This window comes from Wolbachia endosymbiont (group B) of Eucosma cana, assembly GCF_947250645.1.
GTDB lineage: Bacteria > Pseudomonadota > Alphaproteobacteria > Rickettsiales > Anaplasmataceae > Wolbachia.
This window is the reverse complement of record NZ_OX366334.1, coordinates 118,746-134,497: the sequence shown is the minus strand read 5'-3', so window position 1 is coordinate 134,497 and position 15,752 is coordinate 118,746. Positions and strand designations below refer to the sequence as shown.

Sequence of the window (15,752 nt, the reverse complement as noted above, 5' to 3'; positions counted from 1 at the left end):
TCCCCTCGCTAATTAAGAAAATGCCATTTTACTCTGAATCATAAACTACTCTCTTCACTCTCAGCCATCTAAGCAGCACATTGGAGTGACAAAAAATGCTACCGGCAAATAATGGCTTTGCAAAAATAGAGAATGTTTATATTTATGTAAAGTGGAAATTTTTAGTGGGGCGAGCGACCAGGATTGAACTGGCGACATTCAGTACCACAAACTGACGCTCTACCAACTGAGCTACGCCCGCCAAGGTATAAAATTTCTAACACACAAGCATAAATAGTCAATTAATTATTTATGCTACCTACTTTTGCATAGAGTTTTAAGTTTAGCGAATAAACATTTTCATTTATGCTTTTAGCATTATAGTTAATCGTATTGAAATCGTGATATGTTTAAAAGTATTTTCACATTTAGTTTTTTTACAGCTATTTCAAGAATTTTAGGGCTAATAAGAGATGTATTGATTGCTACGGTTATTGGTGCAACCTCTCTTGCAGATATATTCTTTTCCTCGTTTCGCTTTGCTAATTTATTTCGATCGTTTTTTGCAGAGGGAGCATTTACTACCTCATTCATACCATTATACTCTGCAGAGTCATATGATAATAAAAAGGCATTTAATTTCGCAAGTAGTGTAATATCCATTACGTTTATTATTCTAGTAATTTTTTGCCTTATCACACAAACCTTCTTCCCTTACATGATCAAAACCTTCACTCCTGGATTTGACCAAAATAAATTTACCTTTACTGTAACTTTGTCGAAAATTATGATGCCCTACATAATCTTCGTGTCAATCGCATCACTTATTGGTGGAATGTTGCAAGTAAAACAGCATTTTGCTTCAACAGCTATTTCACCAATCATTTTGAACCTCTGTTTAATCATCAGTTTGTTTTTACCTTACATTGAAACACCGGCTCATAACCTTTCTATAGCCGTCCTGATTGGAGGGATTTTGCAGCTACTTTTAATAATATTTAGTGCATACAAATTAAAGGCTTTCTTTTCTTTTAGTTTAGAATTAAGTAACGAAGTGAAGTTGTTTTTCAAGCGTGTGATACCTGCAATTATCAACAATTGTGTAATACAAATAAGTGTATGGATTGACACAATCATGGCGAGTTTTATACCAAATGCAGTTTCTTATATATATTATGCCGATAGACTAAATCAACTACCGCAAGGAGTAATTGGCACTGCAATTGGTACAGTACTTCTTCCTCTGATTTCAAAACGAATAAATGATACTGAGAATATAGTCAAAATACAGAACAAGGCCCTTAATATAGGGTTAATATTAATTATGCCAATAACTGCTGCTTTTATCATTATTCCTGACATAATTTTACTTACGCTTTTTTCTTACGGCCGATTTGATTATTATGCAGTGCAGCAAACTGTTCCTACATTAGTAGCATTTTCTCTTTCTTTACCCGCATCTATTATAAATAAAGTATTGCTACCCACATTCTTTGCTAGGGGAAAGCTAAAAATACCAACTATGTTCTCATTAACGTGCCTTGGAATTAATGTAATACTAAATCTCATATTAATGAACAAATACCAACATATAGGAATTGCTATTGCTACTTCCATTTCCACTTGGATAAATTCTATTTTATTGATTAATTATTTAACAATAAATAAGATGTATAAGATTAGCCAAGCATTATTAATAAATATTGTAAAAATTCTCACTGCAACATTGGTTATGTCAATAGTTCTTTATCTCTCTAATTACTTATCAGCAGGGTTGTTTTTCGATAGAGGGCTAGCTCGTATTGTTTATTTAGTAACTTTAATAGCTTTGAGTGTTATTATTTATTCTATCACTCTTTACCTAATTTTTAGAGGAAATTTGAATAATTTGAAATATGTATAAATTACACCCTTTGTATTGCTATATGTCATTTCAGCTACTATTCCAATATCCACTCCTTTCATCCCATAACCTATTCCTGTCATTCCAGCACCTATTCCTGTCATCCCAGTGCTTGACACTGGGATCCAGAAATTTTGTTGATTATATAATCTGGAAAACCTTATTTAAGTCACACTGGATCACAGTGTCACACACACAACTGTATAAGTGTTGTGGTTTGAGAGCAATTTCCACTGGGAACCCAGTGCTCATCAGACCAGCTTCTCATGTAAAAATGCTGTGTTTTAACATAAGAATAGCTACTTTTTTGCTAATTAACTTAATGTCTAATCAAATTTCCTGGATCCCAGACTGGGATGACAAGAAGAGAAGGGATGCTGGAATGAGAGGTCTATTATGAAACTTTCTTTATACGCCATATTATCAATCTCGTTGCTATTAATTCTCATGCACGTTGCTGCAACTTTTAAGGATTGGAGTGGCTACAGAGAATATATCGTAAAAGAGTTAGAGAAGACGTATGATGCTAAAGTACATGTTGGAGGAAAAATTGAAGTTTCGCTCATTACTCCAAAACTTACTATTCACAATGTATATGTACAATACAACAAAAACAAGGAGCAAAAATTATCAGATTTAATTAGTGCAAAAAAAATTGAAATAAGGCCATCGTTGTTTTCATTTTCATTGCAACCAAAGTCAATCTCATTTTTGGGCATGAAAAGCAACAAAGAAAATTTACTTAATATTATAAATACGAAAGCCAATGATAATATAGTTGATATATTAATAAAGGACAGCCAAATAAGTTTTAACGCCGATACTATTAACATCAAGGAAGTTGCTATAAAAAAAAATAAGCAGTTTTTTGGTGAAGTACAGATTGGTGACAACAATTACGATTTTTCTGGAAAGGTTAATGTCACAAAAAATAATGTACACATTAGTGTTGATTCAAATTTTGCAAATTTGCTATTTAAAGGTAATAGAAATCAACAGGGTAATTTAATACTGACAATCAATAACAGTTCCGGTTCTGTGAGCAATTTAGCAAAAATCATTAATCTTAGCTTCCTTTCTTATGTGATTCCCAGCGAAAATATTGAGATATCATCCAATATCAATCTCAATGAAAGCGAGTTTACGGCAACTGATTTAAAAATTGAGTCCAAAAGCATGCAAGGCACTGGTATAATACAAAATGATAGAAAAAGTGATCATACTAATATCAATATTAGTTTTAGTAAAGTCGACCTAAAAAACGGCTCACACAAAACAACAGATATGAAGGGTCTTTTAGAATCTTTTAGAGAGGTTGTGCCAAAGAACCTGAGCTTGGATTTTAATATGGAAGCTTCAAATATTCAATATCAAAACAGGATATTGGACAAATTTCATGCTACGCTAAAATTTGCTAATGGCGAAATAAACGTTGATACTCTTCTTCAGTTTCCTGGAACCAATAATATATCTCGCTTATCAGGAAAAGTTTCAAACAATGGCAACTTGTCTGAATTTAATGGTGATATATTGATAAAGGGTGAGTCGTTCATTTCACATATTTTACCTTCTATCAAGATGCAAGAAAGAGAGAAAAGTCAATTTACAGCAAGTTCTAAACTATATTTAGCACCTAGAATATTATCTCTTTCAGATATCAGATTGCTAAATAACAAAGAATCTTGGCAAGGATCAATTAAGGTAAATCACACAAAAAAACACAATATGATCGATAGTAAATTTAGCATGCATAACATTAATATAGATAAATATGATTATTCATTATTCAGCAAAGTGCAATGGCTGAAAAATCTTAAATATGATGTAAATATAAGAACTAGTGTTAAAGATTCTATATTCAATGGTACAAAAATTGAAGATTTGGATTTTTCATTAAAAATACAAGAGAACAAGCTAGTTGCAGATAAAATAAAGTTATTCGGAGAAGATTTCGACATTACCGGTAGTGTAAAAATATTAGTGGATCAAAAATACACTAAGCCTTTATTAGACGTAAACCTTACAGGTAATAAATTTAATGGAAATATCTTTAAATTACCAAAACTATTAGAGGTAAAAAGAAACTCAAGAAATGAAATAAATCAAATTCAATGGTCAACAAAGCAGCTTAATTTTTTAGATGAGAAAGGAGATTTTGATGCAAACGTGCAAATCAAAACTACAGAATTTAAAATTGGGCAAAACGTCTTAAAAGATTTTAACTTGGATACAGTGATAAGAAACAACACTATCACTATCAAACAGATAAGTTACATACTAGAACATGGACAAATGTTTTTTCAGGGTTATCTAAAAGCAGGCTCAATTCACACAAAATTTTCTATTGCAAATTTGGACACCAAGGAAGTTATAGGAGTTAATAACATAAATGGCAAGATAAGCTTAAGTGGTGAAATCAAAACTCAAGGAACAAGCTTTGATGATTGGGCTAGTAACTTATCAGGAAATGTAAACTTTCAAGCACAGAAAATAGAATTTACTAATGTGGATTTTAATTCATTCATCACTAAGTTGTTAAGCAGTAAGAATAAACCTGAAATTTCCAAGCTTGCTTATGTTGATATATACAATGGCAGTACGCTTTTTGAAAATATTAGTGGAAAAGTAAGTATTAACAGTGGTGTATGTTCAACTAGTTCACAGTTTAGTATCGATCAAGCATCAGGTTCTATCTCTTCTAATTTAATCTTATCTAATTTCTCCTTAACTTCTATATTCAGACTCTTTTTCATACTACCAAATCATAATAGTCCTCTTTATATCGAGGCACACTTAGATGGCCCTATTTGGCACCCTAAGATGAGTTTTGATGTAGATCAAATCTTTACCACTTTATTAGTTAGCAAGAAAAATAGTTAACTCATTTAGATATAGGATTTAAGGGACCATCTATCTTTAAGTTAGACCTTAGTAAAAGATGTTCTACTCTCACCAATGATAAGACTGATTGATTGTTTGTACATTCTCAATGCTTGCGTCGCTGCAGCTTGTGCTTGGACTCTCTGTCTCTCCAAGCAATAAACGTGTTATCTCCCTATAGTCTTCGCGAACAGATAAATGTAAAACAGTAACACAAGAATTACTTGATGTATTAATATCTGCTCCTTTTTCAAGCAATAATTTTACCATACTTGTGTGGCCTGAACGAACAGCATAGTATAAAGGAGTATAACCGAAACGATTTTTTATATCAATAACTGCTCCTTTTTCAAGCAATAATTTCACTTGCTCTAAGCGATTTCTTTTAGCAGCGTAATGTAAAGGAGTTTCACCATTACGATCTGCTGCATTAATATTTGCTTTGCGTCTCGATGACAATTCTATATGAGGAAGAGTAAATAGAGAATTACTTACTGAATTTCCTTGTTCTTGATACATAAAATACCCCCAGTTTATTACAGCTTATACCAATTCTCATTGTTGTGGAGTCAAATAGGAAACAGAGCAGAGTTGTTTAATTGTAGAAGTAGCAAGAGAGGTAAGAAATTTGCATAAAGTGCTCTCAAGCAAAGCAATAGTACTGTATATTTTATTGCGCAAAATGTTCTGTTTTATATATAACCAAAGCCTCTCAACAGGATTAAGTTCAGGTGAATATGGAGGTAGGTATATAATCTCAATGTTTTTAGGTACCTTTAAATTTTTTGACTTATGCCAACTAGCACAGTCCATAACAAGAACAGCTTCTCTTGTCCCTAGATATTGCAACATTTGCTCAAGAAATATATTCATGCAATCAGTGTTAACATTTGGTGCAAATAAGCTAAAACTCTCTCCATTTTTAGGATTAACTGCACTGTAGAGATAAAAATTATGCCTACCTAACTTTATTTTAACCCGAGTTCTAGTACCTTTTTTAAACCATCCATGCCCAACTTTCGAATGTGTGCCAAACCTTGATTCATCAAAGAAAAATAGCTCTTTTTCAGGATACTTTCCAATAACTTCATTGAGATTTTTTTTTGAATTCCTCTTGTTTACTTTTATCTTGTACGTTGTGTACTGGTCTTGGTGTAATATATGAAAATTTCATCTTTTGCATATGGCGGTGTACTGTAGATTTGCTAATATTTAAGTCGAACTTTTCCTGTATTCTTATTCTCATTTCTTTAATGGTAATATTAGGGTTTTCTTCTATCCATGCTTCAATTTGCTGTAGTTGAGCCTGATTTAATTTAGTTTTTCTTCGGCGTGATCGAGGAGCAAACAGTTTTTCTTCTCTGCCAAATTTCAAGAGTTTTATCCACGAAGTTAGTGCCTTTCTTGAAATGCAATATATTTTTGCTACAGACGTTATACTGTACTTTTTTGCTGCAATTACAGCGTTTAGTTTTTTTGAAACATATGCATTATTCCTTACTTTCTTCAGCATCTCTTTTGCTGATTTTACTACTTCTTCATCCAATAATTTTGATCTGAGTGCCATTTATACCTAAACTATTTCACTTATTTCATTATGGCTTTTCTTCCATTATTGTCTATCTGTTTCCCGTATAACGGGAATTGGTATTAGTATAAATATCTACACTATATAAACATCAATTCAACTTATCACCAGGGTAATGGTAAAACTTTCTCCTTTTATAATGAGCATAGGCCTGTGTACATTACTCTAATTATGAGCTTGAGCAGCTGCTTGAAGTTGTTCAGCACTTGGATTATCCAAATTCTGACTTGGAAATGCCTCTATAATGTTCTTTAACTCTTTATCTGTTAAGTGATAAGTTACTTCGTCAAAAACTTGATGTAACACCCACAAATTAGAACTCTCTATAGCTGCTTTACTTTTATCTAATAAATCCCTTCTGTCCGATGCCTTATCAAATTGGCTTACTATTGTATCAGCGTGTTCAGGAAATTCTGATATATATTCCAATGCGTCAGAACATCTTATTTCATCATATTCTCTATCAGACAAATAACCTGCTAATTTATTCTCATCAGTCTCTCGCAGAAACTGATATAATGATATAGTGCTGTTACTAAGTTTAACGTCCTCCATCCTCTTCTTATAAGAATCCCAAAATTCGGACAATTCACTATTGTTAACAATACACTCTGGTTTCGTTGTGATACCACTATAATGCACCCATTTGTCCAGACCATTTTTTTCAAAGTGATCCGATTTTTAAAATGAATATGTTGATAAATACGTCGACACACATTTAAAGTATTTATCAATATATTCATTTACTGTTTATGATAATAAAGATCAGCAGGAACTTTATAATGTAGAGTCTGATGTCGCCTTCTATAGTTATACCAAGCAACAAAATCATTTATTATAAGATTTAAATCTCTGATACTATTTGGTCTATAATAATATATAGCTTCTTGCTTTAAAGTTCTCCATAAGCGCTCAACAAATATATTGTCGAAGCAACGTCCTTTATGGTCCATACTGATTTTAATATTAGCACGCTCTAATTCCATAATAAAGTTGTAGCTAGTAAACTGCACCCCCTGATCACTATTAAAAATCTCAGGTTTACCTTGTTTTAGAGCTTCTTTGAGAGTATAAAGGCAAAATCCAGCATCGAGATATGGTGATAATGAATGAGCAATAATATAGCGACTATACAAGTCCATTATTGCCACAAAATAGATAAACTTACCTTCTACCATAATATATGTTATATCAGTAGCCCATACCTGATTAACTCTACAAATAATCAAATCTTTGAGTAAATAAGGATATATTTTATGCTTTTTTTCTTTAATACTTGTATTACATCTTTTTCTACAATACAGCCCACTAATCTTCATTTTTTTCATAATTCTTAAGATTTTTTTGTGATTGACTACTACTCCACTCGCTATGATTTCAGCAGTAATTTTACGATATCCATAACGGCAATCAGAAGCCAAATATACTTCTTGAATCAAATTTGCTACTTCACTTTCGTTATTAATTATAGGCCTATAATATAGGCTAGATCTGCAAATCCCCAATAAATCAGCCTGTTTCCTAATTGACAGATCAGAATCTTTTTCTATAAACCTTACTCTATCTTTTTTGCTTATTTCAGTAATTTTTTTTTCAAATAGCTATTTTCCACTGTCAATTCTCCTATTACTTTATGTAAACTTTCTATTTCTTGCGCTAAGATTCTTTGTTTTCTCGCACTTTCACTTTCTTCAACAAATAGGTCTTTTAACCTTGCCAATACTCTATCACGCCAATCATATAGATTTGTTGATGGTATTTTATATTCACTACATATCTCAGCTGTGCTTTTTTGATTTTTTATTGCTTCCAAAGCTATCTTTGCTTTTAACTCTGGTTCATATTTTTTTGTTGCCATACTTTTACCCCTTTACCTTCCTACTCGGATCAACCATTTTTTTTTGGTCTAGTTTATGGGGTGCATTATATTGGTTCTAGAATGATCAATATTTTCTACTCCCAAATATAACTGGTACGCATGATTCCCTGGTTTGCCACAATACTCTGTACCCCTATCAGTTAAAATGCGTAGCAATGGAACTTTCTGTTCATCAAAAAATGGTATATTGAGAAGATCTGCAGCTGTGATAGCAGTTTTCTCCGTATAAAGCTTAGCGAAAGCCACTCTAGAGTAGGTGTCAATAAAAGTTTGTTGATACAATACCTTTGATATTGCCTACATAATAGGTATCTTGACTACCTAAGTATCCAGGGTGTTGTGTCTCAATTTCGCCATTGGCTTCTTTTTGTTCCTTAGTTTTTTCTAAAGCAGCAACTTGCTCCTCTGTTAAAATTATACCGTCTTGGACCACCTTTGCTTCCAGGGCTTTCAATCTCTTTTTAAAATTTTCGAGTTTGCCATATTGACCTTATGCCGCTAGCAGATATTAGAATTCCTTTTTTCTTTAATTCATTAGCTGCTCTTTCTTGTCCATATGCTGGAAACTCTACTAACTACTGCTTCTTCTGTATCCTTTGGTACTCTATTGGCAAGTAATGGTTTGCTTTTGTTTATCTCGTATAATGCTTTTTCCCCTCCTGTTTCATACAGCTCTTTGAAGCGGTAAAATGTATCCCTTCATTACTCTACACGCCTGTGATACATTTCCTAATTGCTTTGCAAGTTCTAGCAACCCCAACTTTGGTTTTAGTATTTTTTCTTGTGTTTTACTCATATCTGACACTCCTTTAAAATTTATTTATATTTTTATCTTACTTTGTTAATCTGTCAGATCAAGTTGTGTCTAGCATAATTTATTCCACTGATCTTCGTTTAAAATTTCCACACCTAACTCAATTGCTTTTTTATATTTTGACCCTGGATCTTCTCCTGCAATTAGATAGTCAGTTTTAGCAGAAAGACTTGAACTGATCTTTGCCCCTAGAGCTTTAGCTCTTACTTTTGCCTCTCCTCTACTCATAGCACGTAGCTTACCAGTAAACACTATAATTTTGTTATTCAAAAAAGAATCGCTAGAGTTGGAGCTCACGGGAAGAATTTGCAGATATGCAGTAAGATCATTTAACATTTTAATGTTACGTTCCTGAGAAAAAAACGATTTTAAAGATTCAGCTACTTTTTCTCCTATACCATCTATACCTACCAACTCAACATCATTTGATGACATCGAATTATACCAGTTATCATAAGATACATAATAATTTGCGAGCAATTCTGCTGCAACTTGGCCGATAAATCTGATACCCAAAGAAAATATGAACCTATCTAGAGAGATTACTCTTCTGCTTTGTATAGCACTTAATAGATTAGCTATTGACTTCTCGCCCCAACCATGATGCTCTTTTAAGGAAAACTCTTTTAATCTTTCCTCTAAAATAAAAATGTCTGGAATTTGTCTTATTAGTTCCAGGTCATAAAAAAACTTTATTTGTTTTTCACCAAGGCCAACAATGTCAAATGCATCTTTTGACACAAAATGTTTTAGTTTTTCTACTATTTGAGCCTTGCAATTAAATTCTTTAGGACATCTTACTGCAACTCCTTCAATCTGCACTTTACTACCACATTCAGGACATATGTCAGGAAACACAAATTCAGGCATATTTGCATGACGAGAACCTTCATCTACTTTGACAATTTGAGGAATTACATCCCCAGCCCTTTTAATTGTTACAACATCTCCCTCTCTTATATCTTTACGTTTTATCTCATCTTGGTTATGTAGACTTGCTCTGCTAACTAATACTCCACCAATATTGACTGGTACTAAATCTGCAACTGGAGTTAAAACCCCCGTTCTACCCACCTGTATAAATATTTTATTTAACTTTGTCTTTGCATAAACCGCAGAAAATTTATATGCAAGCGCTGAGCGTGGCGCTTTGTGTGTACTTCCCAGACGACTTTGTAGCACCAAATCATTCACTTTATAGACTATCCCATCGATATCATAATCCAAGTTATAACGATAATCATAGATCTCGTTATAGAACTTTAGCATTCCATTCAAACTACTTGTTAAGAAGCGATGCTCATTTACATAAAAGCCAAGTTCCTCAAGTCTATCTAGTACCTCACTTTGACTTTTCTCTATTCCACCAATTAAAGAATAAGCAAAATATCTAAGAGGCCTTTTTGCTGTAATGTTCGCATTCAATTGCTTTAAAGAACCAGCAGCTGCATTTCGAGGATTAGCGAATTCATTATTTTCATTTAACTTTAAAAAGTCGCTGTTACTGATATATATTTCACCCCTTACTTCTAGTCTTCCTTGCACATCTTGTAAAAACTTAGGAAAGCCTTTTATTGTTGCAACATTGTGAGTTACATCCTCTCCTACAAAACCGTCACCTCGAGTTGCAGCTTTAACAAATTTCCCATCTTCATAAATTGCAGAAAATGACAATCCATCAATTTTTGGCTCACATAATATCTCTATTTCATCTGCAATTAAAAATCTCTTTATTTTAGACAAAAATTTTTCTACACCTTGTTCATCATAAGCATTCTCAAGAGAAAGCATAGGTTCTTGATGTTCCACCTTAGAAAATCTCTCATCAGGCGGAGCACCAACACTATCTTGTGTTGCATAAGCTTCTGGCTCTATTGCAGCTAACTTTTTTTTCAGTTCATCATATTCAGCATCACTTATCTCTGGATTACTTTTTTGATAATATAAGATATTATGATAATTAATTTGATTTTGCAGTTTTTCTCTCATCTTTTCCAAGTCAGTCATGATACCAATATAATGCTCTTTGCCGTCAAGTCATGAATTTTTTCAAAAGGTACTATAAATTTATACTACTGCCCTGAAAAGCAATACTAATATTAATATAATTTTTGTACTTGTATATTAATGTTAGTATAGTTTTTAAATTAAGGAGTACATTATGAAAGAATACAATTACAAAAATTTGGCTGACGAATCAAACTTCGGCTCTCAAGTGTATCGTGCAGGAATGTTTGATAAAATTCTTGGTATAAGCAAAACAGCAAAAGAAGCTGCGAATCAAGTAATATCTCAAATGGGTAACGATTTAAAACTAGAAGCTAGAAAAGCAGCTCAAGATGAAGTAAAAAAAATAGAAGGAAAAATGCTAACTTTAGCTGAAGAGAAAGCTAACAAAATAGCTACCGAAAAAGCTAATCAAATAGAAAAAAAAATATCGACTTCAATTGATAAGACAGTAAAGTCAGTAGAAGCAAATTCTGAAAAAGCAGCAAAAAATGCAGCTGAAAAAGCAGTGAAAAAAGTAGGACCAGAAGTTGCAGATTTGCTAAAGCCAGAAATAAAAACTCAGGTAGAAGAAGAAGTAAAAAAATATACTGAAGAAAAAATTGAAAGCCTTATAAAACCTGAAATTACAAGCAAAATAAATGATCTTGTCACTACACAAAGTAAAGAAGTAATACCAATTCTCATTGTTGTGGAGTCAAATAGGAAACAGAGCAGAGTTGTTTAATTGTAGAAGTAGCAAGAGAGGTAAGAAATTTGCATAAAGTGCTCTCAAGCAAAGCAATAGTACTGTATATTTTATTGCGCAAAATGTTCTGTTTTATATATAACCAAAGCCTCTCAACAGGATTAAGTTCAGGTGAATATGGAGGTAGGTATATAATCTCAATGTTTTTAGGTACCTTTAAATTTTTTGACTTATGCCAACTAGCACAGTCCATAACAAGAACAGCTTCTCTTGTCCCTAGATATTGCAACATTTGCTCAAGAAATATATTCATGCAATCAGTGTTAACATTTGGTGCAAATAAGCTAAAACTCTCTCCATTTTTAGGATTAACTGCACTGTAGAGATAAAAATTATGCCTACCTAACTTTATTTTAACCCGAGTTCTAGTACCTTTTTTAAACCATCCATGCCCAACTTTCGAATGTGTGCCAAACCTTGATTCATCAAAGAAAAATAGCTCTTTTTCAGGATACTTTCCAATAACTTCATTGAGATTTTTTTTTGAATTCCTCTTGTTTACTTTTATCTTGTACGTTGTGTACTGGTCTTGGTGTAATATATGAAAATTTCATCTTTTGCATATGGCGGTGTACTGTAGATTTGCTAATATTTAAGTCGAACTTTTCCTGTATTCTTATTCTCATTTCTTTAATGGTAATATTAGGGTTTTCTTCTATCCATGCTTCAATTTGCTGTAGTTGAGCCTGATTTAATTTAGTTTTTCTTCGGCGTGATCGAGGAGCAAACAGTTTTTCTTCTCTGCCAAATTTCAAGAGTTTTATCCACGAAGTTAGTGCCTTTCTTGAAATGCAATATATTTTTGCTACAGACGTTATACTGTACTTTTTTGCTGCAATTACAGCGTTTAGTTTTTTTGAAACATATGCATTATTCCTTACTTTCTTCAGCATCTCTTTTGCTGATTTTACTACTTCTTCATCCAATAATTTTGATCTGAGTGCCATTTATACCTAAACTATTTCACTTATTTCATTATGGCTTTTCTTCCATTATTGTCTATCTGTTTCCCGTGTAACGGGAATTGGTATAAGTACACTTTTAGAAGATGAAATGAATAAATTAGTCGAAGATGCACATAAAAATTTGAATGGGAAAATAGATCAGATTAAATGTGAACTTACAAAAGTAAAATCTGATCTCTTAGAAGCTAGTGCAAACAGTTTCCTTGAGAGCACAAAATTATTGTCGCTTATGGCAGAAAATGAAACATGTGAAAACCAAGATTTAGTGTATTTTTAATCACAACAGGGGTTTTATATAAGGTTTTTATGGGTTTTTTAACCCATAAAAACCTTAGGATAAATGAAGAGAAAAGTATCTGTTAAGTTGCATGGCTACTGTGCAAAATATTGAAGCAAAAAGGTTTCATCCCAGTGCTCAGACACTGGGATCCATTGTTCCTTTCTGGATTACAGCGTCACGCGCTGGAATGACACCTATTATTGTTTTTACTTTATATCTTTATTTGTCTATCTTATTTTGCCATTCTGTTGAACGAATACAGGAAAATAAACTGTAATATCTAACTTTGATGCAAAAAATATAACACGTAAAAGTTACTGAATCACTTTAGCCATATATAGAATTATTTTGTTAAATATTCTCTACTCCCAGGTTTCATTATGGGTAATTGTTTTAATTCACTTGGCAGTTCTTCCTCGCTATAGTTTTTGATATTTAGTTCAATCAAAGATATGATAGGAAAAGGTAGTTTTGTTTCACTATTTCTCTTGATCAAAGAAGCTCCAGCAACAACTTTACCTCCCTTCTCTTCTGCACATTTTACTGCTTCAAGTGAAGATTTACCTGTGGTAATCACATCTTCAATTAGTAATATCTTCTCACCTTGTTTAATCTTAAATCCACGGCGTAATTCAAATTTACCATTAACACGTTCGCAAAATATTGTTCGGATTCCAAGCTGTCTACCAATCTCATAACCCACGATTATTCCACCAATTGCAGGAGATAGTATTAAATCTATGGGTTCAATAAGCTCTTTTCTTATTTTATTCGCCAATAGCTCACAAACGTTCATTGCTCTGCTTGAATTTTCAAAAATTTTAGCGCATTGTATGTAAGTGTTGCTGTGCAGCCCTGACGAGAGTACAAAATGTCCGTGCAAAATCGCACCAGCCTCTTCAAATTCTTTTATTATTGTATTATCTAATATCATTCTTGAGTTTTAAATTCTTTATTAATTATCTGTGTTATACAGATATCAGACCACACATTTATTGCAGTTTCAAACATATCAATGATTGTATAAATAGGCAAAATCAATCCCATAATGTACAAAGGAACATTCATTGATACCAAATAACTAGTTGCCATAAAATAGCACCCCATCGGCACTCCAGCGTTACCAATTGCAGCTCCTGTAGCTAAAAAAATCCATATGAACATCTCACTTAAGGAAAATGTGTGCCCATTCATCTCTGCAACAAACATCACTGTGATTAAAATAAATGCAGCACACGCATTCATATTAACTGTTGTGCATATTGGTAGAATAAAAGATGACAATTTCTTTGGTACCTTTAGCTGATTTTGCACACATTCTATAGTTGTAGGCAGCGTTGCACTAGATGATTTAGAAAAAAATGCAAGTGTAAGTGCTGGCATAACACCTTTCATCGTTTGAATTGGTGATATACCTTTATGCCACATGAGTAGTGGCAAAATCACAAATGCTTGCACGAAATTTGCAGACATTATGCAAGCAAAATACCAAAAAAGACTATGGAATTCGCTGCCACCTTTTAACTCGTATAAAAAACATGTGATAAAAGACCATACAGCAAGAGGAATAAACTTTAATAACCCTTGAGCAATTCTAAGAAGTGTATCAAATAGTGCAGAAAATATTTGGTGTAATATATCTTGTTTTTCTTTTGAGAGCGAAATAATAGCTCCACCCATCAAAAAAGCAATCAATATGCTGCCAATAACATTATTTTCAAGAAAAACTTGCACAAAATTCGAAGGAATGAGTGATTTTAAGTATGAAAAGTAATTGTGGTTGCTGTCACTCACACTTTCTATTGTGTTACTTATGAAATTTTTTCTTACTGGATCTATGAATAAATAGAAAGATAGCGCAACAAATGCAGCTATAATGGTTGTAAGCAGCGTATAAAACAGTGTCTTCTTAAGTAATACTTTAATTTCAATTGAGTCTTTAAGTCCCGAAATTGTGGACACGATAGATAGAAAAACTAAAGGTAAGCTAATCAATTTCAATAAACTGATGAATATATCACTAAGTAGCCTTGCTACTTCAAATATCACTTCATTGTTTAAATAGTAAGCAACTATTGCAAACAATATAGAAAAGAACACTGCAAACTTATGCACTGGAAATAAAACCTCAAATTGATATTATACAACAATTTTTGGAATTAGGTTAATATAACTTTACAGATGAAGGAAGAATGAGTAACATTTCATTATTAATTAAATATACATAGAAGGAGGTATGGGTCCAGAAATTAAAAAGCGTTTAAAGTCTTATGGGATAGCAGCTATAATAGGAACACTTATAGGCTTTAGTTTAAACTTTGCAGCTTTATCACCTTTAATCATAGGCGGAATTATTTCTTTGGTTTCTACATACTCATTTCTCATTTTAATTACTTCCAGAGAAGATAGTCTTAAGCATTATGAAAAAACAAGCCAAACAAAGCTAATAGCTTATTTTTATGTACCTTAGCTACCACTGCCGTAGTAGGGATTGGTCTTGGTGCAGCTATAGGTACTATTTTTCCTACTGTAATGTTAAATATAGAATCAGCAGCTTTGATGAGTGCAACAATAGAAGTTATTGCACCATTTTTAAGTCTTTTTGCATTAGGTTTATTAGCATTGACGGCTGAAAAAATAAATGAATGTATTATAGAACCTACAGTCGAAAAAGTAAAAGAATGCTTTTCTTTAAAGGAAGCATAAATT

General features: G+C 32.6%; 14 protein-coding genes, 1 tRNA gene and 1 pseudogene. 6 read left to right on the top strand and 10 right to left on the bottom strand.

Annotated features, from left to right (window positions below):
• Positions 1–165 precede the first annotated feature (165 nt).
• A tRNA-His gene (locus tag OOK99_RS00715) sits at positions 166–241 on the bottom strand.
• Between the two features lie 144 nt (positions 242–385).
• Here OOK99_RS00715 and murJ point away from each other — a divergent pair.
• Both murJ and OOK99_RS00705 read left to right on the top strand, forming a co-directional pair.
• A complete protein-coding gene (gene murJ / locus OOK99_RS00710) occupies positions 386–1,882 on the top strand; it encodes a murein biosynthesis integral membrane protein MurJ (RefSeq protein ID WP_264719878.1) in 1,497 nt (498 codons plus the stop codon).
• Positions 1,883–2,278: 396 nt separating this feature from the next.
• Positions 2,279–4,762 (top strand): AsmA-like C-terminal region-containing protein, encoded by a 2,484-nt coding sequence (locus OOK99_RS00705; protein ID WP_264719877.1) that lies wholly within the window; start codon positions 2,279–2,281, stop codon positions 4,760–4,762.
• A gap of 69 nt (positions 4,763–4,831) precedes the next feature.
• On the opposite strand, the gene OOK99_RS00700 is transcribed toward OOK99_RS00705, so the two are convergent.
• From OOK99_RS00700 to ligA, 6 genes and pseudogenes are all read right to left on the bottom strand, one after another.
• A complete protein-coding gene (locus OOK99_RS00700; RefSeq protein ID WP_264719876.1) occupies positions 4,832–5,281 on the bottom strand; it encodes an ankyrin repeat domain-containing protein in 450 nt (149 codons plus the stop codon).
• Between the two features lie 36 nt (positions 5,282–5,317).
• Positions 5,318–6,329, bottom strand: a protein-coding gene (locus tag OOK99_RS00695) for an IS630 family transposase (protein ID WP_264719384.1) whose coding sequence is annotated in 2 segments (ribosomal slippage) — positions 5,318–5,866 and positions 5,868–6,329 — 1,011 coding nt in all. Because the reading frame shifts where the segments join, the coding sequence is not laid out codon by codon here.
• Positions 6,330–6,515: 186 nt separating this feature from the next.
• Positions 6,516–6,992: a hypothetical protein gene (locus tag OOK99_RS00690; protein WP_264719875.1), complete on the bottom strand. Its 477-nt coding sequence runs from the start codon at positions 6,990–6,992 to the stop codon at positions 6,516–6,518.
• A 101-nt stretch (positions 6,993–7,093) separates the two neighbouring features.
• A protein-coding gene (locus OOK99_RS00685; protein WP_214303219.1) for an IS3-like element ISWpi17 family transposase occupies positions 7,094–8,208 on the bottom strand; the annotation gives its coding sequence in 2 pieces (ribosomal slippage) (positions 7,094–7,935 and positions 7,935–8,208; 1,116 coding nt in all).
• Between the two features lie 57 nt (positions 8,209–8,265).
• Positions 8,266–9,025 (bottom strand): annotated as a pseudogene (locus tag OOK99_RS00680) (helix-turn-helix domain-containing protein); the annotation flags it as partial.
• Positions 9,026–9,094: 69 nt separating this feature from the next.
• The gene (gene ligA / locus OOK99_RS00675; RefSeq protein ID WP_264719874.1) at positions 9,095–11,050 is read right to left on the bottom strand and encodes an NAD-dependent DNA ligase LigA; all 1,956 of its coding nucleotides are present in this window, start codon (positions 11,048–11,050) and stop codon (positions 9,095–9,097) included.
• A 154-nt stretch (positions 11,051–11,204) separates the two neighbouring features.
• Here ligA and OOK99_RS00670 point away from each other — a divergent pair, with 154 nt between their 5' ends.
• The gene (locus OOK99_RS00670) at positions 11,205–11,777 is read left to right on the top strand and encodes a hypothetical protein (RefSeq protein ID WP_264719873.1); all 573 of its coding nucleotides are present in this window, start codon (positions 11,205–11,207) and stop codon (positions 11,775–11,777) included.
• Here the strand turns inward: OOK99_RS00670 and OOK99_RS00665 are convergent.
• Positions 11,734–12,745 (bottom strand): IS630 family transposase gene (locus OOK99_RS00665; protein ID WP_264719384.1). Its coding sequence is split into 2 segments (ribosomal slippage): positions 11,734–12,282 and positions 12,284–12,745, totalling 1,011 coding nucleotides; the frame shifts between segments, so codons are not numbered across the junction. The genes OOK99_RS00670 and OOK99_RS00665 overlap by 44 nt on opposite strands.
• A gap of 106 nt (positions 12,746–12,851) precedes the next feature.
• Between OOK99_RS00665 and OOK99_RS00660 the strand changes: the two genes are divergently transcribed.
• Complete coding sequence (locus OOK99_RS00660; RefSeq protein ID WP_264719872.1) at positions 12,852–13,040, top strand: hypothetical protein; 189 nt, start codon at positions 12,852–12,854, stop codon at positions 13,038–13,040.
• Positions 13,041–13,386: 346 nt separating this feature from the next.
• Here OOK99_RS00660 and pyrE read toward each other — a convergent pair whose 3' ends face one another.
• Complete coding sequence (gene pyrE / locus OOK99_RS00655) at positions 13,387–13,977, bottom strand: orotate phosphoribosyltransferase (protein WP_264719871.1); 591 nt, start codon at positions 13,975–13,977, stop codon at positions 13,387–13,389.
• Positions 13,974–15,158 carry a dicarboxylate/amino acid:cation symporter gene (locus tag OOK99_RS00650; RefSeq protein ID WP_006015333.1) on the bottom strand — a complete coding sequence of 395 codons (1,185 nt, stop codon included), beginning with the start codon at positions 15,156–15,158 and terminating at the stop codon, positions 13,974–13,976. The genes pyrE and OOK99_RS00650 overlap by 4 nt, the downstream gene beginning before the upstream one ends.
• Positions 15,159–15,279: 121 nt before the next feature.
• Between OOK99_RS00650 and OOK99_RS00645 the strand changes: the two genes are divergently transcribed.
• Positions 15,280–15,513 (top strand): hypothetical protein, encoded by a 234-nt coding sequence (locus tag OOK99_RS00645; RefSeq protein ID WP_264719870.1) that lies wholly within the window; start codon positions 15,280–15,282, stop codon positions 15,511–15,513.
• Between the two features lie 62 nt (positions 15,514–15,575).
• The gene (locus OOK99_RS00640) at positions 15,576–15,749 is read left to right on the top strand and encodes a hypothetical protein (RefSeq protein ID WP_264719869.1); all 174 of its coding nucleotides are present in this window, start codon (positions 15,576–15,578) and stop codon (positions 15,747–15,749) included.
• Positions 15,750–15,752: the final 3 nt, after the last annotated feature.